Genomic DNA, 21,678 nt, shown 5'->3' with positions numbered 1-21,678 from the left:
AACCCGGCATCCATCATGACTAGCGACCTCTCCCGCCCGCCCGGCGGCCTGCATGCGGCGTTCGACGCCGGACCCGCGCCGCACGCCGACGCGCCCGCGATGGTCCTGCTGGTGGACGATCAAACGATCGTCGCGGAAGCCGTGAGGCGCGCGCTCGTCGACGAGGACGGCATCGACTTCCACTACTGCCCGCGCTCGGACGACGCGCTGGCGACCGCGATCGAGACGCGGCCGACGGTGATCCTGCAGGATCTCGTGATGCCCGGCACCGACGGGCTGAGCCTCGTGAAGGCATACCGCGCGAATCCGGCGATGCGCGACGTGCCGATCATCGTGCTGTCGACGCAGGAAGAGCCGGTGGTCAAGAGCGCCGCGTTCGCGGCCGGCGCGAACGACTACCTCGTGAAACTGCCCGACCGCATCGAGCTGGTCGCGCGGATCCGCTATCACTCGCGCTCATACATGAGCCTGCTGCAGCGCGACGAGGCCTATCGCGCGCTGCGGCAATCGCAGCAGCAACTGCTGGAGGCCAATCTCGAACTGCGGCGCCTCACGCATTCGGACGGCCTGACCGGGCTGTCGAACCGGCGCTATCTCGACGAATACCTGGCCGCCGAATGGCGGCGCGGCACGCGCGAGCGCAGCGAGCTGTCGCTGCTGATGATCGACGTCGACAACTTCAAGCTGTACAACGACACGTACGGCCACGTATCGGGCGACAGCGTGCTCAAGCAGGTCGCGTCGACCATCGAGCGCTGTCTCGGGCAGTCCGGCGATCTCGCCGCGCGTTTCGGCGGCGAGGAGTTCGCGGTCGTGATGCCGGCGACGTCGCCGGGCGCCGCGCGGCTGCTCGGCGAGAAGATCCGCCTCGCGATCGAGGCGCTGCGGCTCGAACACGCGCACTCGTCGACGGGCCGCTACGTGACGATCAGCATCGGCGGCGCGAGCATCGTGCCGGCTCCCGGCGTGCCGACGACGTCGTTGATCGAGGCGGCCGATCGCGCGCTGTATCGCGCGAAGCACGACGGCAAGAATCGCGTCGAGATCGATGCGCCGCCTGCGCGTCCGCCCGGCGGCGGTTTCGCTTGAACGCCTACACGGTGACGAGCCGGCGCGCGTAGTCGGTCGGATCGAGCGGCCGGCCGAACAGGTAGCCCTGCTGCATGTCGCAGCCGATCTGCTGCAGGAACCGCGACTGCGCCTGGGTTTCGACGCCTTCCGCGGTGACCTTCATCCCGAGCGAATGCGCCATCGCGACGACGGCCTGCGTGATCGCGACCGAGTCGCGATGATCGGGCACGCCCGACACGAACGAACGGTCGACCTTCAGGTTATGCAGCGGAAACCGCTTCAGGTACGCAAGCGACGAATAGCCGGTGCCGAAATCGTCGACCGAGATCCGCACGTTCATGTCCGTGAGCGCCTCGAGCATCGGCAGCACGGTGTCCGTGTCGTTCATCAGCAATCCTTCGGTAATCTCCAGCTCCAGCGCGCCCGGGTCGAGCTGCGTCTGCGCGAGGCAGCGGCCGACCGACTCGACGAGGCCCTCGTGGAACTGCCGCGGCGACAGGTTGACCGCGAGCATCAGGTCGGGCGCGATCGTGCGCCGCCATTCGGCGGCCTGCCGGCAGGCCGTCTCCAGCACCCACTGGCCGATCGCCACGATCAGCCCCGTATCTTCCGCGACCGGGATGAATTCCGTCGGCGACATCGGCCCCAGCTCGGGGCTCGTCCAGCGCAGCAGCGCTTCGGCGCCGACGGTGCGGCCGCTGCGCGCGTCGACGACGGGCTGGTAGGCGAGCCGTAGCGCGCCCGACGCAATCGCGCGGCGCAGCGACTGCTCGATCGCGAAGCGGCGCTGCAGGCGCAGATTCAGTTGCGCGGTGAAGAACGTGAAGTGATTGCGGCCGCGCTGCTTCGCGTCGTACATCGCGGAGTCGGCGTTGCGCATCAGCGTGACCGCATCGTCGCCGTCGCGCGGCGCGACGCTGATCCCGATCGACACGCCGAGCCAGTACTCGTTGTTCGCGATCGCGAACGGCTTCGCGATCGTGTCGATCACCTCGCGCGCGAGCGCGGACAGTTCGTCGGGATCGTCGCATTGGTCGACGAGGATCACGAACTCGTCGCCGCCGACGCGCGTGAGCGCGTGGCGCCCGCCCGCGCAGGCCGCGAGGCGCGCCGCGACGCTGCGCAGCAGCGCGTCGCCGGCGTCGTGGCCGGCCGTGTCGTTGACCTTCTTGAACCCGACGAGATCGATGAACAGGATCGCGACGCGCGCGGGCCCGGCCGCCGCATCGCGCGCGCCGAACAGCTCGCGCATCCGCTCGGAAAGCCAGCGCCGGTTGTAGAGGCCCGTAAGCGCGTCGCGCGTCGCCAGGTAGCGCAATTGCTGCTGCGCTTCGCGCACGGGGCCGATGTCGTGAAACGACACGAGCACCGACTCGGGCCGCGTCTCGCCCGGCTTCACGATCGGCACCGCGTTGCCGCGCACCCAGATGATGTCGCCGTCCGCGAGCCCGAAGCCGACCGAGTAGTCGAGCAGCGGCGTGGCCGTGGTGAATGCGAGCCGGCTCGGCCATTCGTCGGGCGCGATCGGCGTGCCGTCCTCGCGCAGCTTGTACAGGATCACGCTCGACAGCCGGCGCCCGACGAGTTCGCCCTTCACGCGCATCATCCGGTTCGCGCTCGGATTGCTCGCGATCACCACGCCGTCGGGCGATATGACGAGAATCCCTTCGTTCAGGCTGTTGACGACCAGGCGGTGATGCTCCTCGCTGTGCACGAGTTGCCGCGCAATCGAATCCTGGTGCACCGCGAGGCCGACGCTGTTGCCGATATCGCGCAGCAGGTCGGTTTCCGCGTCGCTGGGCCGCCGCGGCGCGCGGTGATAGACGGCGAACGCGCCGAGCACGGCGCCCGTGTCGTCCAGGAACGGCACCGACCAGCACGCGCGCAGGCCGAGCGGCAGCGCGAACGCACGATAGTCGGCCCACAATGGATCGGTTTCGATGTCTTCGACGGCGATCATCCGGCGCTCGTACATCGCGGTGCCGCACGAGCCCGCGGCGGGGCCGATCGACGCGCCTTCGATCGCGGCGCTGTACTGCGCGGGCAGCGACGGCGCGGCGCCGACGTGCACATGCATGCCGTCCGCGTCGAGCAGCAGGATCGTGCACGACGCGCCTTCGCCGAGCAGCGCCTCGGCGCGCCGGCAAACCTCGACGAGCAGTTCCGGCAACGGTGTGTTGCGCGTGATCAGCCTCAGTACGCTTTGCTCGGACGCGAGGACTTCCGCTGCGAGGCCGAGACTGTATCGAGAACTTTGCGGTTCGGTATTCAAATTGAATCCTGCCGTCAGTTCGATCGGGTCTGATGCGCCCGATTCGTTAGCGGTCCTGCGTGCCGTTTATCGCTCCGGGTTTACGTGAACCCGAGGCGTCCCCATGGGCACGCGCCGGAACGCGCACCAAAATATATTTAACACCAATCCGTGACGATCGGCGCACCGCCTTTCATCAGGGGTTACGCTCGGTTGGCGATCGATTCGCCGAAACGTTGCTGCAATGCACGAAGGCCACGCGCGCTTGCTCCGGCAACGAACCGTCAGACTGCGTCCGCGCCCGGCTCCGTTCCGGGGAGGTCGTCCGCGCTGGGATGCGTGCGCGTCGCGGCCTTCAGCGCGTCGATCGCGGCGGCAACCGATACGCTCGCCGGCGCCGCATACAGCGCGCCGACCGTGTCGGGCATCGTCGACAGCTTCAGCGGCAGCCGGGCGACGCGCTCGCCGGCCCGCGCGGCCGAGTCGAACCCGCGGGCCGACTGTACGAACAGGCACGGCGACTGCCCGGCGACCGCGCGGTTGGTCTGCCACGACACCGACTCCATCAGCACCGACGGCGGCGCCAGGCCCGCCCTCGCGAACTCGGCGTCGAGCGCCGTGCGCGCGGGAGAACCGAACGGCGGCGCGATCCACGGAAACGCGGCCGCGTCGCGCCACCCGATCCGCGCGCGCCCGAGCAACGGATGGCGCGGCCCGCACACGACGATCATGTCGTCGCGGTACAGCGGCGCGACGGCGAGCCCCGCGCCGAGCGCCGACGCATCGAGCCGGCACACGAGCAGGTCGAGCTCGTGGCGCCGCGCCTGCGCGAGCATCCGGTCGAGCGTGTCCTCCCGCACGTTGAGCTGCACGGGGCGGCCGGCTTCCCTGAGCCACGCGAGCGCGCCCGGAATCAGTTGCGGCGCCATGTTCGGCAACAGGCCGATCGACACCGGGCGGCCGGCGCCGGTTCGCAACGCGTCGAACGCGGGCGCGACGCCGCGCACGTCGGTCAGCACGCGGCCGATGCATTCGAGCAGCGCATCGCCGTATGCCGTCGGCGCGACGCGCCGCGACGTGCGCTCGAACAACGGCAGGCCGAGCGACGCCTCGAGCTCGCGCAGCCATTTCGACAGCGCAGGCTGCGTGATCGACGCAGCCTCGGCCGTGCGCGCGAAGCTGCGCGTGCGGCCGAGCGTGTCGAGAGTTTCCATGTCGCGCACGCGCAGCCGGCGCAGCGCCTGTGCAATGCGCTGCTCGTGGGCCGGCGCACCGGGCGGTGCAAGCGGGTCCGGCCGCGCGCGGCCGGCCGGGCCGCGGGAATCGAGCGTCATCGGCGTCTCCGTCATTCATGTTCGGCAGGTTATTGATCGACCCCGATCTTTCATCGATCGATACGCGATCCTGCCGCATAGTCGTCTGCATGAAAACCCCCGGCACGAGCCGGCATGACCAGGAGACCGCCGACGTGAAAGACGATCAGCACACCCCCGCCACCGAACCCACCGCGCGACGCCGGTTCCTCAAGCTGGCCAGTGCGGCCGTCGCGTCGGCCGGCCTCGGCGCCGATGCGCGGGCCGGAGCCGCGAACCCGCCGCCCGCGCCGGCGGCCGGCCCGGCGAACGTGGCGGCCGTCGATCCGGCGCCGGCCTTCCACGGCGCCGCAACCGCACCCGCGACACCGCCCGCCGGCTACAACATCCTGTTCATCCTGACCGACCAGGAGCGCCACTTCGACCGCTGGCCGTTTCCGGTGCCCGGCCGCGAAGCGCTGCGCCGCGACGGCGTCACGTTCATGCACCACCAGATCGCCGCATGCGTGTGCTCGCCGTCGCGCTCGACGATCTATACGGGCCAGCACATCCAGCACACCGGCGTGCTCGACAACGCGGGCGTGCCCTGGCAAAAGGACATGTCGCCCGACATACGCACCGTCGGCCACATGCTGCGCGAGGCCGGCTACTACGCCGCGTATCTCGGCAAGTGGCACCTGAGCGCGTCGATGCACGAAACCGCAAGCCCGTACACGGCGCCCGTGGCCGACTACAACCGCACGATCCGCGCGTACGGCTTCGACGACTATTTCGGCGTGGGCGACCTGATCGGCATGGTGCGCGGCGGCTACCAGTACGACGGGATCACGGCCGAGGCCGCGGTGAGCTGGATGCGCAACCATGCGCCGCGCCTCGCGAAGGAAGGCAAGCCGTGGTTCCTCGCGGTGAATCTCGTGAACCCGCACGACGCGATGTTCGTGAACACCGATACGAACGGCTCGACCGTGCAGGATGCGAACCACCCGATGCTCGGCAACGCGCCGCCGCCGAACGACGCGCTGTACCGCACGTCATGGCGCGACGTGCCGCTCGCGGCGTCGCGGCGGCAGCCGTACGACGAGCCGGGGCGACCGCCCGCGCACGGGATGTTCAACGCCGCGCATGCGAACCTCGTCGGGCGCTACCCGTTCACCGACGAACGCGTACGCATCTATCAGGACAACTACTTCAACTGCATTCGCGATTGCGACACGCACGTCGTGCGCCTGCTGCAATCGCTGCAGGCGCTCGGCCTCGACCAACGCACGATCGTCGTGATGACGGCCGACCACGGCGACCACGTCGGCGCGCACCAGCTCGTCGGCAAGGGCGCGGCCGCGTACCAGCCGCAGAACCACGTGCCGCTCGTGATCCGCCATCCCGCGTATCCGGGCGGCATGCAGTGCGATGCGCTGTCCTCGCACATCGACATCGCGCCGACGCTGCTCGGGCTCACCGGCCTCGACGACGCGCGGCTCGCGGCGATTCGCGGCAGCGCGCTGAAGGGGCACGACCTCACGCGCTGGCTCGCGAAGCCGGCCGACGCGAAACGGCGCGGCGCGCGATGCGACGCGGCGCGCGACGCGACGCTGTTCAACTACGCGATGCTGCTGTACTACGACAGCGAATGGATGCTGAAGGAACTCGCCACGCTGCGGCAAAAAGGCGTGCCGGAGGATGAGCTGCTGCGCCGCGCGCTCGCGCAGCAGCCGGATTTCCGGTTGCGCGGCACGATCCGCAGCGTCTTCGACGGCCGCTACCGGTTCACGCGCTATTTCTCGCCGCTCGAATTCAACCGGCCGACCACGATGGAGGATCTGTTCGCGCGCAACGACGTCGAGCTGTTCGACATCGCGAGCGACCCGGGCGAGATGCGCAATCTCGCGATGGACAGGAAGCAGCACGGCGAGCTGCTGATCGCGATGAACGGCCGCCTGAACGACCTGATTGCAAGCGAAGTCGGCGACGACAGCCCGGACGTGATGCCGATTCGCGACGGGAAGGTGCAGGTGCGGATCAGGAAGCGGCATTGACGTCGGGAAGCAAGTCGCGCGCCACGCTGCCCGGTGGTTCCGCATGACGACCTGCCAAACCGCCTTTCCGTATCCGTGATTCAATGTCGATCGAACCGGCGCCGCGCACTCCGGCGGCACGGCGATGCGTACCCTCATCGATCGACCTTCACGGGATCACCATGACGAACCCTGCCGACATCAAGGCGCTCGTTTTCGACGTGTTCGGAACGATCGTCGACTGGAGAAACGGCGTCGCGCGCGAAGCCGCCGCGTTCCTGGCGCGCCATGCGCCGGATCTCGACCCGTTCGAATTCGCCGACGCGTGGCGCCGCGAATATTCGCCGTCGATGGAGGAAATCCGCAGCGGGCGCCGCCGCTACGTGCGGCTCGACGTGCTGCATCGCGAGAACCTCGTGCGCACCCTCGACCGCTACGGCATCGACGGCACATCCGATGACGAGATCGACGCGCTCAACCTCGCGTGGCACCGGCTCGATCCGTGGCCCGATTCGGTCGCGGGGCTGCAGCGGCTGAAGCAGCGCTACGTGATCGCGCCGCTGTCGAACGGCAACATCCGGCTGATGGTCGACGTCGCGAAGCACGGCGGCCTGCCGTGGGACGCGATTCTCGGCGCGGAAGTCGCGCACGCGTACAAGCCGTCGCCGAAGGTCTATACCGATGCGGTCGAGATTCTCGGCGTCGCGCCGGCCGAGCTGTGCCTGGTCGCCGCGCACAACGGCGACCTCGCCGCCGCGCGGCAACTCGGGCTGGCGACCGCGTTCGTGCTGCGGCCGACCGAACACGGGCCCGGCCAGACGACGGACCTGCAAGCGGATGACGCGTGGGACTTCGACGTCAGGGACCTGAACGAACTCGCGGACCGGCTGGGTTGTCCGGGTTGACGCCCACGCGCGCCCGGATGCCGGTCACGACGTGAACGTGCAGGTCGTCACTTCGGCCCGGTTGCGTTCGTTGTTGTAGCTGATCGTCGTGATCGGATTGGCGTCGTCGAACCATGTCGGCTCGCGTGTCGCGACTTCGAGCACGAACGGCTGGTCGGCAAAGGCGGTCTGTTGCCTGACGCTCGTGATCTTCATGCTGACGCGCCCCATGCTGCCGCTGCCGGTGATGATCTGCCCGACCGCGAGCCCCGTCGGATCGGCGTTCGCCGCGACGATCAGGATTGCTGTTTTCTTCTTCATTGCACACCTCCGGATGACAGGACATGCGGGACGCGGGGCGCCACGTGTGCGCCCGCCCCGCGAAGCCACTATGTCAAACCGGTGCGCGGCGCGAAATCCATCGATCGACACGGGACGGACCGCCCGTGCCGTGCCGCTTCGCTCACGGCGTGCCGTCCGCGCGTTCCCCGACAAAGCGCAACGCCCCCGACTCCCCCATCAGCAGCGCCCGGTTCGCGTCCGCCGCCGCGCGCAGGTAATCCCATAGCGCCGTCACCCGCCGCAGCTTGCGCAGATCCTCGCGACAGGTCAGCCAGAAGCACCGCGTGACCACCACGTCGTCCGGCAGCACCGGCACCAGCGCCGGCTGCGTGGCCGCCATGAAGCACGGCAGGATCGCGAGCGCGCCGCCCTGCAGCGCGGCGAACACCTGTGCAATCACGCTCGTCGTGCGCAACCCGGCCGTCGCGCCGGGCACCGCACGCTCCAGGTACAACAGCTCGCTGCTGAACGCGAGATCGTCGACGTAGCTGACGAACGCATGCCGTGCGAGATCGTCGGTGCAGGTGATCGGCGCATGGCTCGCCAGATAGTCGCGCGTCGCATAGAGCCGCAACTGGTAGTCGCACAGCTTCGTGACCACGTAAGGCCCGCGTTCGGGCCGCTCGAGCGTGATCGCCAGATCGGCTTCGCGCTTCGGCAGGTTGACGAAATGCGGGACCGGCAGCAGGTCGACCGTCACATGCGGATGCGCGACGCGAAACCGCGCGAGCTGCGGCGCAAGAAAGAAGCAGCCGAACCCTTCGGTCGAGCCGATCCGCACGTGGCCCGACAGCGCGCCGCCGGTGTTCGCGACCACATCGCACGCGGATTGCACGGTCGTCTCCATCGCGTCCGCATACGCGACGAGCCGCTGCCCCTCGGCCGTCAGCGTGAAGCCTCCGGAGCGCGACTTGTCGAACAGCAGCGTGCCCATCGCGGCCTCGAGCGCGCGAATGCGCCGCGCGACGGTCGTGTAGTCCACACCGAGCCGCTTCGCCGCGCCGCTCGCACGTTGCGTGCGCGCGACTTCGAGGAAGAAGCGCAGGTCGTCCCAGTTCAGGTTGCCGGAAACCGGCTCGGGGGTATGTCGCATCGGCGGGTGTCTCCAGGCCGGCCGTCGATATGCAGAAATGCACATCCAACCGGTTTTCTTGTCGGTACATCATGGATCAGCGCATAACTATACTCGACCGTGACCTGCGGACCATGAGCCGCGGGCATCCAATACGGAGACACCATGCAGACCCGATCCACCCTCGATGAGCATGCAACCGTCGCGACGCCGGCGCCCGAGCGCACCGCGCGGCACTACCTGCTGGCCGGCTGGGCCAGCATGGCCGGCACGACGATCGAGTGGTACGACTTCTTCCTCTACGGCACCGCCGCCGCGCTCGTATTCAACCGCATCTTCTTTCCGTCGCTGGACCCGGTCGTCGGCACGCTCGCCGCGTTCGGCACGTTCGCGGTCGGCTTCATCGGCCGGCCGATGGGCGGCATCGTGTTCGGCCACTTCGGCGACCGCATCGGGCGCAAGTCGATGCTGATGATCACGCTGCTGCTGATGGGCGTGCCGAGCATGATCATCGGGCTGATCCCGTCGTACGACAGCATCGGCTACTGGGCCGCCGCGCTGCTGATCGCGATGCGCTTCCTGCAGGGCATGGCCGTTGGCGGCGAATGGGGCGGCGCGGTGCTGATGGCCGTCGAGCATGCGCCGAAGGGCCGCAAGGGGCTGTTCGGCAGCCTGCCGCAGACGGGCGTCGGGCTCGGGCTGATCCTGTCGTCGGTCGCGATGGCCGCAGTGGCCGCGCTGCCGGACGCCGACATGCTGTCGTGGGGCTGGCGCGTGCCGTTCCTCGCGAGCATCGCGCTGGTCGGCCTCGGCTGGTTCATCCGCGCGAAGGTGCCGGAGTCGCCGGACTTCGAGAAGATCCAGCGCCAGGGCAAGGCCGAGAAGTCGCCGGTGACGGCCGCGCTGCGCCGCCATCCGCGCGAAGTGCTGACGATCGTCGGCGCGCGCGCCGCCGAGAACACCTGGTTCTACATGGTCGTCACGTTCGCCCTCGCGTATGCGACGCAGCAGCTGCATCTGCCGAAGGCCGAGATGCTGCACGCGATCACGGCCGGCGCGGCGCTGTCGCTCGTCACGATGCCGCTGTGCGGGCATCTGAGCGACCGCATCGGCCAGCGCCGGATGTTCGCGATCGGCCTCGTGCTGATGTGCGCGTTCGCCGCGCCGTTCTTCATGATGCTCGGCACGCAGCAGACGTCGACCGCATGGTGGGCGATCGTGCTCGGCCTCGGCGTCGTGTTCCCGATTCTTTATGCGCCGGAGGCGCTGCTGTTCGCGCAGCAGTTCCCGGCGGAACTCCGCTACAGCGGCATCTCGCTGTCGGTGCAGCTCGCCGGCGTGATCGGCGGCGGCTTCGCGCCGATGATCGCGACGTCGCTGCTCAAGGCCGGCGGCGGCCAGCCGCACTACGTGATCGCATACCTCGTCGGCTTCGGCGTGTTCGCCCTCGCGTGTACCGCGCTGATGCGTCCGGCGCGCGCGTGAGCGCACCGAAGCACCGCCCGCATCGACCCGATTCCTGTCTGACCTGTCGTCGGCCGCGGCTGCACGCGCGACGGACGCGGGCCACCGTTTTTCCTCGCATCATCGTTTCCCGGAGAATTCCATGAACGCCGCAGTTCCCCAGACCACCCTCGCCCTGCCCACCGCCAAGCTGCTGATCGACGGCGCGTTCGTCGATTCGCAAAGCGCCGAATGGGGCGACGTCGTCAACCCCGCGACGCAGGAAGTGATCGGCCGCGTGCCGTACGCGACGCTCGACGAGGTCGATGCCGCGATCGCGTCCGCGCAGCGCGCGTTCCAGACCTGGAAGACGACGCCGATCGGCGCGCGGCTGCGCATCATGCTGAAATTCCAGGACCTGGTGCGCCGCAATCTCGAACGGATCGCGCACACGCTGACGGCCGAGCAAGGCAAGACGCTGCCCGACGCGCAGGGCGACATCTTCCGCGGCCTCGAAGTGGTCGAGCACGCGTGCTCGATCGGCACGCTGCAGCAAGGCGAGTTCGCGGAGAACGTCGCGGGCGGCGTCGACACCTACACGCTGCGCCAGCCGATCGGCGTGTGCGCGGGCATCACGCCATTCAACTTCCCCGCGATGATCCCGCTGTGGATGTTCCCGATGGCGATCGTGTGCGGCAACACGTTCGTGCTGAAGCCGTCCGAACAGGACCCGCTGTCGACGATGCAGCTCGTCGAGCTCGCGATCGAGGCCGGCGTGCCGCAGGGCGTGCTGAACGTCGTGCACGGCGGCAAGACCGTGGTCGACCGTCTCTGCACGCATCCGGACATCAAGGCGATTTCGTTCGTCGGCTCGACGCGCGTCGGCACGCACGTGTACAACCTCGGCAGCCAGCACGGCAAGCGCGTGCAGTCGATGATGGGCGCGAAGAACCATGCAGTCGTGCTGCCCGATGCGCATCGCGAGCAGGCGATCAACGCACTGGTCGGCGCGGGGTTCGGCGCGGCGGGCCAGCGCTGCATGGCGACCTCGGTCGTCGTGCTGGTCGGCCGCGCGCGTGACTGGCTGCCCGCTCTGGTCGAAAAGGCGAAGGCGCTGAAGGTCAACGCGGGCGCCGAAGCCGGCACGGACGTCGGGCCGGTGGTGTCGAAGGCGGCGAAGGCGCGCATCCTGTCGCTGATCGACGCCGGCGTGAAGGAAGGCGCGACGCTGTTGCTCGACGGCCGCGACGTGAAGGTGCCGGGCTACGAGCAGGGCAACTTCGTCGGCCCGACGATCTTCGCGGGCGTGACGACCGACATGTCGATCTATCAGGAAGAAATCTTCGGGCCGGTGGTGGTCGTGCTGGAAGCCGACACGCTCGACGACGCGATCGCGCTCGTCAACGCGAACCCGATGGGCAATGGCGTCGGCCTGTTCACGCAGAGCGGCGCGGCCGCGCGCAAGTTCCAGAGCGAGATCGACGTCGGCCAGGTCGGCATCAACATTCCGATTCCGGTGCCGGTCCCGTACTTCAGCTTCACCGGCTCGCGCGGCTCGAAGCTCGGCGATCTCGGCCCGTACGGCAAGCAGGTCGTGCAGTTCTACACGCAGACGAAGACGGTCACCGCGCGCTGGTTCGACGACGACGCGACGGCCGGCGGCGTGAACACGACGATCGCACTGCGCTGAGCAGGAGTCCGCACATGGAAATCGCATTCATCGGACTCGGCAACATGGGCGGCCCGATGGCCGCCAACCTGCTCAAGGCCGGCCACGCGCTGACGGTGTTCGACCTCGACGCGCACGCGCTCGACGCCGCGGTGCGCGCGGGCGCGACGGCGGCCGCGTCGCCGCGTGACGCGGCCGCGCGCGCGTCGCTGGTCATCACGATGCTGCCGGCCGCGCAGCACGTGCGCGCGGTCTATCTCGGCGACGACGGCGTGCTGGCCGGCGCGCGCGCCGGCGCAACTTTTGTCGACTGCAGCACGATCGACCCGGACACCGTGCGCGCGATCGCCGATGCCGCCGCGCAGCGCGACTTTCCGCTCGCCGATGCACCGGTGTCGGGCGGCACCGGCGGCGCGCAGGCCGGCACGCTGACCTTCATGGTCGGCGCGCAAGCCGCGCTGTTCGAGCGCATCCGCCCGGTGCTGCTCGACATGGGGAAGAACGTCGTGCACTGCGGCGGCACGGGCACCGGGCAGATCGCGAAGATCTGCAACAACCTGCTGCTCGGGATCTCGATGATGGGCGTGTCCGAAGCGATGGCGCTCGGCGCCGCGCTCGGCATCGATCCGGCCGTGCTGGCCGGCATCATCAACACGTCGACCGGCCGCTGCTGGAGCTCGGATACGTACAACCCGTACCCGGGCGTAAACGACGCGGCGCCCGCCGCGCGCGGCTATGCCGGCGGGTTCGCCGCGAACCTGATGCTGAAGGATCTCGGGCTCGCGACCGAAGCCGCGCGCAGCGCACGGCAACCAGTGTGGATGGGCGCGCTCGCGCAGCAGCTCTACCAGTCGATGAGCCAGCAGGGGCTCGGCGCGCTCGACTTCTCCGCGTGCGTGAAGCTGTACGAGGCACAACCCGCGTAACGCGATCGACGGACGTGCGCCGGCCCGCGATGCCCGTCAACGGCATCGCGGGTCGTTTCACATCGGGAGCAGCATAGGCAGTGCGGCGCTTACCCGCGCGGGTTCGACGCGGTCTCGAAGGTCGGATGGCACTCGAACGCGAGTTCGGAGCGCGCGTCGACGCGGCGGCCGGCGCTCACCAACTCCTGCTTCGGGCTCGCGCGCATGCCGCGCTGCGTGCAGTAGCTGGCCGCTTCGCTGAGCGCTTTTTCATGGGCGTCGGCCCACGTCGTCGACACGCCGAGCGTGCGCGTCGTCACGGTGAAGACATTCGGGTTCGACGTCGCGGTCACGTCGGAAGCGGTCGAGCACGCGGCGAGCAAGCATACGGCAGCCGCGATGGTCAACCATCGCAAGGATCGAAAAGGTACGGAAATGGGCATGGGGGGCAGGCGCACGTCGATTCGACGGCATTGAGCAACATAGGCGACAGTATGCCTGCCCGATCGCCGGAGATCATGCCCTTTTGAGTGAACACATTGTTTCGAATGGTTAAACTATGCGCCGCTGCCGGCAAGATTTACGGCGGGCGGTGGGTGCGGCGGTGGCCGGTGGGTCGTTTTTCCCGGTTGCCGCGCGATTTGCGGCCAAACCGCTCGAACCGCGTTGCGGCAAACGCCGTGCGCCGGCGTCGGCACGTTGCGCCGCCGAGCTGCCGTTTTTTACAAGCACGGCGCCGCCCCGCTCGCGCAACCACTCCCGGCATGCAAGCGCATCAGCACGCCGCACAACCGCCGCACCGCCACCGCACCGACGCCAGCGCGTTCGGAGCCGTGCAGGCACATCCCTTGCGACATCAACGCGCCCGCCGCCCCGGCGGAAGGCGATCCTTCCTCAACCGGCGCTGCGCCCCGTACGGCTCGCTTCGTGCGGCGGCGCTGCATCGCAAGCAGATTCCCTGAACGAGAGGACGATAATGAAATCCATTCGAACGATAGTGGCCCTGTGCTCGGTCATTTCCGTACTCACGGCATGCGGCGGCGGCGACGACGTCGGCACCGAACTCGGCATCTCGAAACCGCAGGCGCGCTTCATCAACGCGGTGCCCGCCGGTCCGAATCTCGACTACTACCTGAATGCGAAGGTCGACGCATCGGGCATCGCATACAAGGGCGTGACCCGCTATCACGACATCGACTCCGGCACGCAGACCGCCAGCTACGACGTATCGGGAACGACCACGACCGTCGCGTCGCAGTCGTTCAGCGCGGCGAACGGTCATCACTACACGACCATTGCATTGCCGAGCACGTCGTCGGCAATCTCGGTGATCGACGATCCATTCGACAAGAAACTGCTGTCCGACAAGGCGCGCGTGCGTAGTTTCAATGCGTCGCCGAATGCCCAGAACGTCGACGTCTACGTGGTCCCTCCAGGCACCGACATCGCGGCGCAAAGCCCGACGCTGGCCGGTGCGGCCTACCAGAATGCGGTGCCGGGATCCGGACAGGATTCGGTCTATCTGAACGGCGGCACCTACCAGGTGATCGTCACGACGGCCGGCAGCAAGACGCCGATCCTCAAGACACCGCCAGTCGCCCTCAACAACAACGCCGACTGGCTGCTGTTGACGATTCCAGCCGGCGGCATCAGCGACGTGATACCGAACGACGTTCACGTGCTCGTCGCGCAAGGCAACAACGCGGACGCGGCCGCGCAGGAACTCGGCCCGCAGTAAGGGCTCGCGGCGGACCGCCGCCTGGCGGTCCGCCGGAGCGACAATCGCGACGTCAGCCGATCCGCTCGAAACGGATCACATGTTCGGCCCGCGCGCCGACGCCATGTTCGACGTCGACGTCGCCGACATACCGGACGCGCCAGCCCGGCCGCGTCCCGATCAGCGGCACATTGCCGCCCGGCCGGCTCTCGATGCCGCCCAGCCCTTCGTCGGGCGTCATGACAGCGTCGTCGAGCGACGCATTCGAGTAAATCACGTTGTCGTGCCACTCGGTCGCGCCGGCGGCCGCGTCCATGCCCTTGCCGTCCACGTCGACCGTGTTATCGGTCCTCGCCATGTTCGCGTTGTCGAGCGTGACGATCCGGCCGGCGGCGCGACGCACGGGGTCGCCGCTGTCGACCGCATGCGCGTCGACGTCGATCGGCGGCAGGCCGGTCGGCATTTTCGCCGCGACCGTCTCCGGCGTCAGCGGCCGCTTCGCGACCTCGGACGCCTGGGTCGCCGCATCGGGCATGTCGCCGGCCGCCGGCGTCTTCACCGGGCTCTTCTCGATCTGTTCGCGCTGCTGTTCGGGGGTTGAATTCGATTCCGCGTTCTGCATCGCACCTCCTGTTCCGGACGGCGTGCGCCAGCGTGATCCGGCGGGCGCCGGTCCGGGAATCACTACAACGGTCCTTGCAAATCTTTCACGCGCAGCGCGTCGCACGCGTGCGCCCTGCGACGCACGCGCCGTGTCGGCACGTCACCGCGGCTAGCGGGCGACGCTCGCTGCCGCGTGTCAGCCGCCGCTCGCGCCGGCCGGCGCGGATGCCGCGCCCGGCATGCTCGCCGCGCCGCCCTCGACGCCGCTGCCGGCCGTGCCGCTGCCAGGCATGCCCGACGGCGCGGTGGACGGCGCCGGCGCCATGCCGCTCGGGGCGCTCGAACTCGCACCGGTGCCGGTGTCGGTCTCGCTCTTCTTCTGACAGCCCGCACCCGCCGCCAAGCCGGCGATCAGGATGCCGGCGAAGACGGCCCGCGATACGTAACGAATGGAATATCGCTGCATGACACCTCCGCTGATGTCGATGTGAATGGAAGTCGGGGGCGCGCAATTCACGTGCCGCACGCCGGCGCCTCATTCATTTTCCAACTGACGCCCAGCCGAATATTTAATTTCCCATCGTCGCGGCGCCCACCCATACTCGCCAACAAATCCCGGACATAACGTCCACGGCGGCCGGGCCCGCGCTGCGTGCACACGCTGCCGCTTCGCGCCCCGTACATGGAAGGAGACAACGCGTGCAACTGGAAGCCATCCACCGGCCCGGCATCGTGCTCGGCGCGGACGACGCATTGCATCGAACCGATACGGCCGCGCGCGATTCCGCGTTCAGTCCGCGGCTGCACAATCCACTTCTGCGATTTCGCGCGCTCGTCGCCGAGCGCGAAGACGGTGCGGGCCGACAACTTCCGGGGACTGCCGGTGAGCTAAGGACGTCGAAGGTTCGCACCTATGCGCCGCCGCGTCCGAAGCGGATCGTCGGCTGGCCCGGCATTTTCGTCAAATGACGGGCCGCGGGCACGCGTAGCGACATGCGGGACGCACCGGAGCCGAACGGCCTGCCCCTCGACGCATCCGACGCCACGGGCGCGCTCGACGTACTGGACGCGCGGCTGATGCGCATCCTGCTCGTGCTGCTCACCGAGCGCACCGTGTCGCGCGCGGCCGTGCGGCTGAACATGTCGCAGCCGGCGACGAGCGCCGCGCTCAAGCGGCTGCGCACGCTGCTCGGCGATCCGCTGCTGGTGCGCAGCCGCTACGGCATGGTGCCGACCGAGTTCGGCGCGCGGCTGATCGAGCCGCTGCGCAATGCGCTGCGCGTGATCGACTTCATCCGCATCCAGCAGCCGACCTTCGACGCACGCACCTCCGTGCGCACCTACCGGATCGGCTGCCCCGATTACCTGAACGTGCTGTTCGTGCCGAAGCTCGTCGCGCTGTTCCGCGAACGCGCGCCGAACGCGCAGCTCGTGTTCCATCCGCTCGGCGACGGCTACGACGACGAACGTGCGCTCGCCGACGGCGAGCTCGACGTCGTGATCGACAATCGCCCTGCCCGTTCGTCGCGGTTCCGGCAGGACGACCTGTTCGACGATCGCGTCGTGTGCCTGATGCGCGCGACGCATCCGCTCGCGCGGCGCGGCGCGATGACGGCCGCCGAATTCGCGCAGGCGGCGCAGCTGTGCCCGACGCCGTCGTGGCTCGAAGCGTCCGGCGCGATCGACCTGCAACTCGAACGCGTCGGCCTGCAGCGGCGGATCGTCGTCACGCTCCCTCATTTCGAGCTCGCCGCGCATGCGCTCGTGCGCTCCGACCTGATCCTGACCACCACGTATCGGCTCGCGCGCCACTACGCGAAGCTGCTGCCGCTCGGCGCGGTCGCGCTGCCGGCCGAGCCGCCCGACATCGTGTACCGGATGACGTGGAACGATTCGGGGCCGTGCGTCGACGGCGTGCGCTGGCTGCGCACGCTGATCGCCGAAGCGACGCGCAACTGGCTCGATGCGGAGGCTGCGCTGCCGGACGTCACGGCGGTTGCCGCGAACGCGAACGCGCGAACGGCTGCGCCGGTGGCCGACGACCCGCCAGAGCCCGCGCGACGCACTCGCCACCGGCAGGCGACGCATTGCGGCACCTCGCAGCGGCCATGGCCTTCGCGCGCAGCGCGCGTCCATCGCATCGCGACGAAATCGCACTGAGTCCCGCTGAATCGCGCGCGCCGCGCCGGGCGCGGTGTCGCACTTGCGGTGCGATCGCGAGCCGCACCGACAGCGATGCGATCGCCCCGAACGTCGACAACAGGATCGTGCGCGACGTCACATTCGCTTCGCGTCCTTAGAACTCAGCCGGCATCGGTTGCGCAAGCAACTTGTATGCAACGATGGCAACGATGAGCGCGAGCACGCCGCTCACCGTCAGCGCGGCGGCGAAGCCGCTCGCGAACGCCGCGGGCGCCGCTTGCGCGAGCGTGCGCGCGGCCGACGGCGGCACGTGCGCGAGCGCCTGTGCGAGGTCACCGGCCAGCAGGCTCGACATGAACGGCGCATCGACGAATGCCCGCACGCCCGGTGCGGCGGACAGCAGCCGGTCGAGTTGCGCGTGCGTACTGGCGGCCAGCACCGCGCCGAGCACGCCGACGGCCGTCACGATCGCCGAGAAGCGGGTGGTCGTGCTGATGCCCGACGCCATCCCGGTGCGGTTCGGCGGCACGCACGCCATGATCGCCTTCTGCGTGTCGCCGTTCATGATGCCCGCGCCGCAGCCCGTCACGAACATGCCGAGCGCGACGAGCCGATAGTCGCCGCCGGCCGTCAGCGCGGTCGCGAGATTGCCCGCGCCGATCAGCGCGAGCCCGCCCGCCAGCACGCCGCCAGGCGACACGCGCGCGGCGAGCATGCCGCCGAGCGACGGCCCGCCGATCATCGCGACCGCGAACGGCAGCATCCCGAGCCCCGCGTCGATCGCCGACATCCCGAACGCGTTCTGCAGGTACAGCGGCAGAAACGTCATCATCACCTGCGCGCACGCCGCATAGCCGAACATCGCGAGCACGGCGCCGACGAAGCGCGGCTGGCGAAACAGTGCGAGATCGATCATCGGCCGCGCCTGCCAGCGCTCCGCGCCGATGAACGCGGCCAGCAGCGCGGCGGCGAGCGCGAACTGGCCGAGCGTCGCGCCCGACAGCAAGCCGTGCGACGGCGCGGCGATCAGCGCGGCGATCGCGCACGCGAGCGCCGCGCCGAACAGCACGCTGCCGGCGGCGTCCACCCGTTTCGCGTGCGGATCGCGCGACTCGTCGATCGCGACGCGCGCGCCGGCCGCGAGCAGCGCACACACCGGCAGGTTCAGCAGGAACACCCAGCGCCAGCCGATCCACTGCGTGATCGCGCCGCCGACGAGCGGCGCGACGGCGGTCGCGATCCCCATGCACATCCCCCAGGTCGCCCACGCGCGGGCCCGTTCGCGCCCGTCCGGAAAGCGGTTCGCGATCACCGCGAGCGCGGCCGTCAGCAGCAGCGCGGCCCCGCCGCCCTTCAGCGCGCGCGCGGCGATCAGCCAGCCGGCCGACGGCGCGAGTCCGCAACCGAGCGACGCGAGCGAAAAGAGCGCGAGCCCCGCGCCGAGCATGCGCTTGCGCCCGAAGCGGTCCGCGAGCCCGCCGGCCGGCAGCAGGCAGGCGGCGAACGCGGTCATGTAGGCGCTCACGACCCATTCGATGTCGGCGAAGCTCGCATGGAAGCCGCGCGCGATGCTCGGCAGCGACACGGCGACGACGTTCGTGTCGAGCACGATCAGCGAGCACGTCGCCGACGCGACCGCGAGCGTCGCGCCGGCCGGCAGACGGGCGTTCGCGGGCGCGGCGGCGCGCGAGGCGGGGGAAGGCTGGGACATCGACAGCTCCGGAGCAAGAGGAACGAGCCGTATGCTAGGCTGGGCTCGTATTGCCTGTCATTGATACGTCCGCGCAGTTTTATTGACGAAAATTGTAATCATGAATCCGCTCGAATTCCGTCATGTGCGCGCGTTCCTGAGCGTCGCGCAGCATCTGCATTTCGCCCGCGCGGCCGACGCGCTCGACATGGCGCCGCCCGCGCTCACGCGGCAGATCCAGGAGGCCGAGCGGCTGCTCGGCGTGCGGCTGTTCCAGCGCTCGCGCCGCGCGGTCACGCTGACGGCGGCAGGCGTCGCGTTTCTCGCCGAGGCGAGCGCCGCGTTCGAGCATCTGCAGCGCGGCCGCGAACTTGCGATGCTGGCCGAGCGCGGCGAACTCGGCCGTATCGAAATCGGCTACGTGTCGTCGGCCGTCTATTCGGGCGCGCTGCAGCGCACGGTCGGCGCGTTCCGCGCCGCGCATCCGCGCATCGAACTGAACCTGCGGGAAGTGCCGATGGACGATGTCGCGAAGCAGCTCGACATGGGCCGGCTCGATCTCGCGTACGTGCGCCCGCCGTTGCCGCTACCGGGCGCGCTGCGGATCGTCACGCTGCAGCGCGACGTGTTCGTCGCGGCCGTGCCGGCCGATTCGCGCTACGCGTCGATGCCCACCGTGCGCGCCGCCGATCTCGCCGACGCACGCTTCGCGGTGCCCGAGCAGGAGCGCGGCACGCTCGAAGTCGCGCGCCGCGGCCGCTTCGCGCCCGTGATCGCCGCGCGGCCGGGCGGCTTGCTCGCGGTGCTCGCGTGCGTGTCGGTCAACGGCTGGGTCGCCGTGATTCCGGACGCGCTCGCCGGCTGCGTGTCGTTGCCGGGCGTCGTGTACCGGCCGATCGCCGGCAAGCCGATCATGTCCGAACTCGCGCTCGCGCACCGGCGCTTCGAGAAGGCGCCAGCGGTGCGCGCGTTCCTGCGCACCGTCCTCGCGGCAGGCTAGCGCCTGATCTTCCGCCGCCGCCATTCCGTCCTCGCACGAATAAGCATTGCGCGATTCGATGTTTGCCGGCGCGAAACCGATTCCGTAATCTGCCCGGCAGCCGCGCGGCCCGCGCGCGGATCACCGAGGACCCGCCGCCGATGACTTCGCCCCCCGCCCCTGCCCGCCGCCGCGCGTTGCTGCGTGTGGCCGCCCTGGCCGCCGCACCGCTTGCGGGCGCCGCCTCACTGCCTGCCCGCGCGGCCGGCCCCGACCTGTCGAACGTCACGCTGGTGCTCGGCGACCAGGCCGGCGGCCTGCGTGCGCTGGCCGAGGCCGCGCGCGTGCTCGACGGCGTGCCGTACCGGTTTCGCTGGGCGAATTTCCAGGGCGCCGCGCCGCTGTTCGAAGCGCAGCGCGCGGGCGCGATCGATCTCGCGCCGGCCGGCGACCTGCCCGTGCTGACGGCCGCGCTCGGCGATCCGGCGCTGCGGATCGTCGCGACGCGCGTGGGCTCGCCCACGTCGCTCGGCATCGTCGTGCAGCCCGATTCGCCGGTGCGCACGGTCGCCGACCTGAAGGGGCGCACCGTCGTCGTGTCGTCGGCGCGCGGCAGCATCTCGCAATACCAGTTGTACGGCGCGCTGCGCGAACACGGCCTCGCACCGGGCGACGTCGACGTGCGCTTCGTGCTGCCGGTCGACGCATTCGCCGCGTTCGAGGCGAAGCAGATCGGCATCTGGGCGACCTTCGATCCTTACTACGGCAACGTGGTGCGGCGCGGCGCGCGCATCGTGCGCGACGGCAGCGGGATCAATTCGGGGCTTGCGTTCCTCACGTCGCCAGTCGACACGCTCGACGATCGATCGAAGCGCGCGGCGCTGTCGGACGTGCTCGGGCGGCTCACCCGTGCCGGCCAGTGGGCGCTCGCGCATCCGGCCGACTACGCGACCGTCTATGCGTCGCTCACGCGCCTGCCGCGCGATGCGGCCGCCGATATCGCCCGCCGGGCGGCGCTCGCACAGCGCGGCGTCACCGGCGCGGACATCGACGTGCTGCAACGCGTCGCCGACCGCGCGGCCGCGGACGCGATCCTGCCGAAGCGCGTCGACGTCGCCTCGATCGCGGTGCGCAACCTGTCGGCCACGTAACCGGTTGCGCGCACACTCAGCGCGGCTTCAACATGTCGAGATCGGGCACGTCGTCGCCGAACGTCGACGCGACCAGCGTGCGCATCGCGGCGACCAGCAGCGTCGACCCCGACTGGTTGAACGTGCAGCGCTCGCCCGCCGCCGGCACAGCCCGATGCAGCACCGCGCGCCACGCGCCGCGCCCGCCGTCGCGTTCGAACGCGCCGAACGGCAAACGCTCGATGAGCGGGCCGCCGTCCAACCATGAAGACGACGGCGCGTATCGCACCGGCGTGCCGCCCGGCTCGCGAATGACCGTGCAGCCGTCGGCGTCGACGCGCGGCGCGCCGAGGTCTTCCGCCATCGCCACCCAGAAATCGAGCGGCGCACCTGTCAGATCGTGAACTTGCACCGCGCGCTCCTTCGGCATTGAAAACGCCATCCTAGCGCCGTCG

The 21,678-nt window shown here is 69.6% G+C and carries 20 protein-coding genes; 11 read left to right on the top strand and 9 right to left on the bottom strand.

Features of this window, described 5'->3' with window-relative positions; all coding sequences use genetic code 11:
• The first annotated feature begins 15 nt into the window (after positions 1-15).
• Positions 16-1,089: a diguanylate cyclase domain-containing protein gene (locus SB786_RS18160; RefSeq protein ID WP_410728643.1), complete on the top strand. Its 1,074-nt coding sequence runs from the start codon at positions 16-18 to the stop codon at positions 1,087-1,089.
• Between the two features lie 4 nt (positions 1,090-1,093).
• On the opposite strand, the gene SB786_RS18155 is transcribed toward SB786_RS18160, so the two are convergent.
• Both SB786_RS18155 and SB786_RS18150 read right to left on the bottom strand, forming a co-directional pair.
• Positions 1,094-3,343 carry a putative bifunctional diguanylate cyclase/phosphodiesterase gene (locus SB786_RS18155; protein ID WP_410728642.1) on the bottom strand — a complete coding sequence of 750 codons (2,250 nt, stop codon included), beginning with the start codon at positions 3,341-3,343 and terminating at the stop codon, positions 1,094-1,096.
• Positions 3,344-3,606: 263 nt separating this feature from the next.
• Positions 3,607-4,656 carry a LysR substrate-binding domain-containing protein gene (locus SB786_RS18150; RefSeq protein WP_410728641.1) on the bottom strand — a complete coding sequence of 350 codons (1,050 nt, stop codon included), beginning with the start codon at positions 4,654-4,656 and terminating at the stop codon, positions 3,607-3,609.
• Between the two features lie 134 nt (positions 4,657-4,790).
• On the opposite strand from SB786_RS18150, the gene SB786_RS18145 reads away from it, so the two are divergent.
• Entirely contained in the window at positions 4,791-6,668 is a 1,878-nt protein-coding gene (locus tag SB786_RS18145) for a sulfatase-like hydrolase/transferase (RefSeq protein WP_410728640.1), read from the top strand.
• Between the two features lie 161 nt (positions 6,669-6,829).
• Entirely contained in the window at positions 6,830-7,552 is a 723-nt protein-coding gene (locus SB786_RS18140) for a haloacid dehalogenase type II (RefSeq protein ID WP_410728639.1), read from the top strand.
• A 24-nt stretch (positions 7,553-7,576) separates the two neighbouring features.
• Here SB786_RS18140 and SB786_RS18135 read toward each other — a convergent pair whose 3' ends face one another.
• Together SB786_RS18135 and SB786_RS18130 are read right to left on the bottom strand one after the other, a co-directional pair.
• Positions 7,577-7,852, bottom strand: a complete 276-nt coding sequence (locus tag SB786_RS18135; protein ID WP_410728638.1) for a hypothetical protein — start codon at positions 7,850-7,852, stop codon at positions 7,577-7,579.
• A gap of 142 nt (positions 7,853-7,994) precedes the next feature.
• Positions 7,995-8,966 (bottom strand): LysR family transcriptional regulator, encoded by a 972-nt coding sequence (locus SB786_RS18130; RefSeq protein WP_410728637.1) that lies wholly within the window; start codon positions 8,964-8,966, stop codon positions 7,995-7,997.
• Positions 8,967-9,110: 144 nt separating this feature from the next.
• Between SB786_RS18130 and SB786_RS18125 the strand changes: the two genes are divergently transcribed.
• The 3 genes from SB786_RS18125 (at position 9,111) to mmsB (ending at position 12,983) form a co-directional block, all read left to right on the top strand.
• The gene (locus tag SB786_RS18125; protein WP_410728636.1) at positions 9,111-10,430 is read left to right on the top strand and encodes an MFS transporter; all 1,320 of its coding nucleotides are present in this window, start codon (positions 9,111-9,113) and stop codon (positions 10,428-10,430) included.
• 121 nt (positions 10,431-10,551) lie between these two features.
• On the top strand, positions 10,552-12,078 hold the full coding sequence (locus tag SB786_RS18120; RefSeq protein WP_410728635.1) for a CoA-acylating methylmalonate-semialdehyde dehydrogenase: 1,527 nt from the start codon (positions 10,552-10,554) through the stop codon (positions 12,076-12,078).
• Between the two features lie 14 nt (positions 12,079-12,092).
• Positions 12,093-12,983, top strand: coding sequence for a 3-hydroxyisobutyrate dehydrogenase (gene mmsB, locus SB786_RS18115; RefSeq protein WP_410728634.1), 891 nt, complete (start codon positions 12,093-12,095; stop codon positions 12,981-12,983).
• 89 nt (positions 12,984-13,072) lie between these two features.
• Here mmsB and SB786_RS18110 read toward each other — a convergent pair whose 3' ends face one another.
• Positions 13,073-13,405, bottom strand: a complete 333-nt coding sequence (locus SB786_RS18110) for a hypothetical protein (protein WP_410728633.1) — start codon at positions 13,403-13,405, stop codon at positions 13,073-13,075.
• Between the two features lie 533 nt (positions 13,406-13,938).
• Between SB786_RS18110 and SB786_RS18105 the strand changes: the two genes are divergently transcribed.
• Positions 13,939-14,700 (top strand): DUF4397 domain-containing protein, encoded by a 762-nt coding sequence (locus SB786_RS18105; protein WP_410728632.1) that lies wholly within the window; start codon positions 13,939-13,941, stop codon positions 14,698-14,700.
• A 52-nt stretch (positions 14,701-14,752) separates the two neighbouring features.
• On the opposite strand, the gene SB786_RS18100 is transcribed toward SB786_RS18105, so the two are convergent.
• Positions 14,753-15,301 (bottom strand): DUF3005 domain-containing protein, encoded by a 549-nt coding sequence (locus SB786_RS18100; protein ID WP_410728631.1) that lies wholly within the window; start codon positions 15,299-15,301, stop codon positions 14,753-14,755.
• 177 nt (positions 15,302-15,478) lie between these two features.
• Positions 15,479-15,748, bottom strand: a complete 270-nt coding sequence (locus tag SB786_RS18095) for a hypothetical protein (protein ID WP_410728630.1) — start codon at positions 15,746-15,748, stop codon at positions 15,479-15,481.
• 233 nt (positions 15,749-15,981) lie between these two features.
• Here SB786_RS18095 and SB786_RS18090 point away from each other — a divergent pair, with 233 nt between their 5' ends.
• Both SB786_RS18090 and SB786_RS18085 read left to right on the top strand, forming a co-directional pair.
• Positions 15,982-16,251, top strand: a complete 270-nt coding sequence (locus SB786_RS18090) for a hypothetical protein (protein WP_410728629.1) — start codon at positions 15,982-15,984, stop codon at positions 16,249-16,251.
• A gap of 24 nt (positions 16,252-16,275) precedes the next feature.
• Positions 16,276-17,442: a LysR family transcriptional regulator gene (locus SB786_RS18085; RefSeq protein ID WP_410728628.1), complete on the top strand. Its 1,167-nt coding sequence runs from the start codon at positions 16,276-16,278 to the stop codon at positions 17,440-17,442.
• A 136-nt stretch (positions 17,443-17,578) separates the two neighbouring features.
• Here the strand turns inward: SB786_RS18085 and SB786_RS18080 are convergent, their stop codons facing one another.
• Entirely contained in the window at positions 17,579-19,135 is a 1,557-nt protein-coding gene (locus tag SB786_RS18080; RefSeq protein ID WP_410728627.1) for an MFS transporter, read from the bottom strand.
• A gap of 100 nt (positions 19,136-19,235) precedes the next feature.
• Between SB786_RS18080 and SB786_RS18075 the strand changes: the two genes are divergently transcribed.
• A complete protein-coding gene (locus SB786_RS18075; protein WP_410728626.1) occupies positions 19,236-20,114 on the top strand; it encodes a LysR substrate-binding domain-containing protein in 879 nt (292 codons plus the stop codon).
• Positions 20,115-20,254: 140 nt separating this feature from the next.
• Entirely contained in the window at positions 20,255-21,244 is a 990-nt protein-coding gene (locus SB786_RS18070; RefSeq protein ID WP_410728625.1) for an ABC transporter substrate-binding protein, read from the top strand.
• 16 nt (positions 21,245-21,260) lie between these two features.
• Here SB786_RS18070 and SB786_RS18065 read toward each other — a convergent pair whose 3' ends face one another.
• On the bottom strand, positions 21,261-21,635 hold the full coding sequence (locus SB786_RS18065; RefSeq protein WP_410728624.1) for a phage protein NinX family protein: 375 nt from the start codon (positions 21,633-21,635) through the stop codon (positions 21,261-21,263).
• Between the last annotated feature and the right edge of the window lie 43 nt (positions 21,636-21,678).

The organism is Burkholderia sp. SIMBA_062 (genome assembly GCF_046534765.1).
In the GTDB taxonomy this organism is placed as follows: Bacteria; Pseudomonadota; Gammaproteobacteria; order Burkholderiales; family Burkholderiaceae; genus Burkholderia; species Burkholderia ambifaria.
The sequence above is the reverse complement of the archived record's forward strand: the minus strand, read 5'-3'. Positions and strand labels throughout refer to the sequence as shown.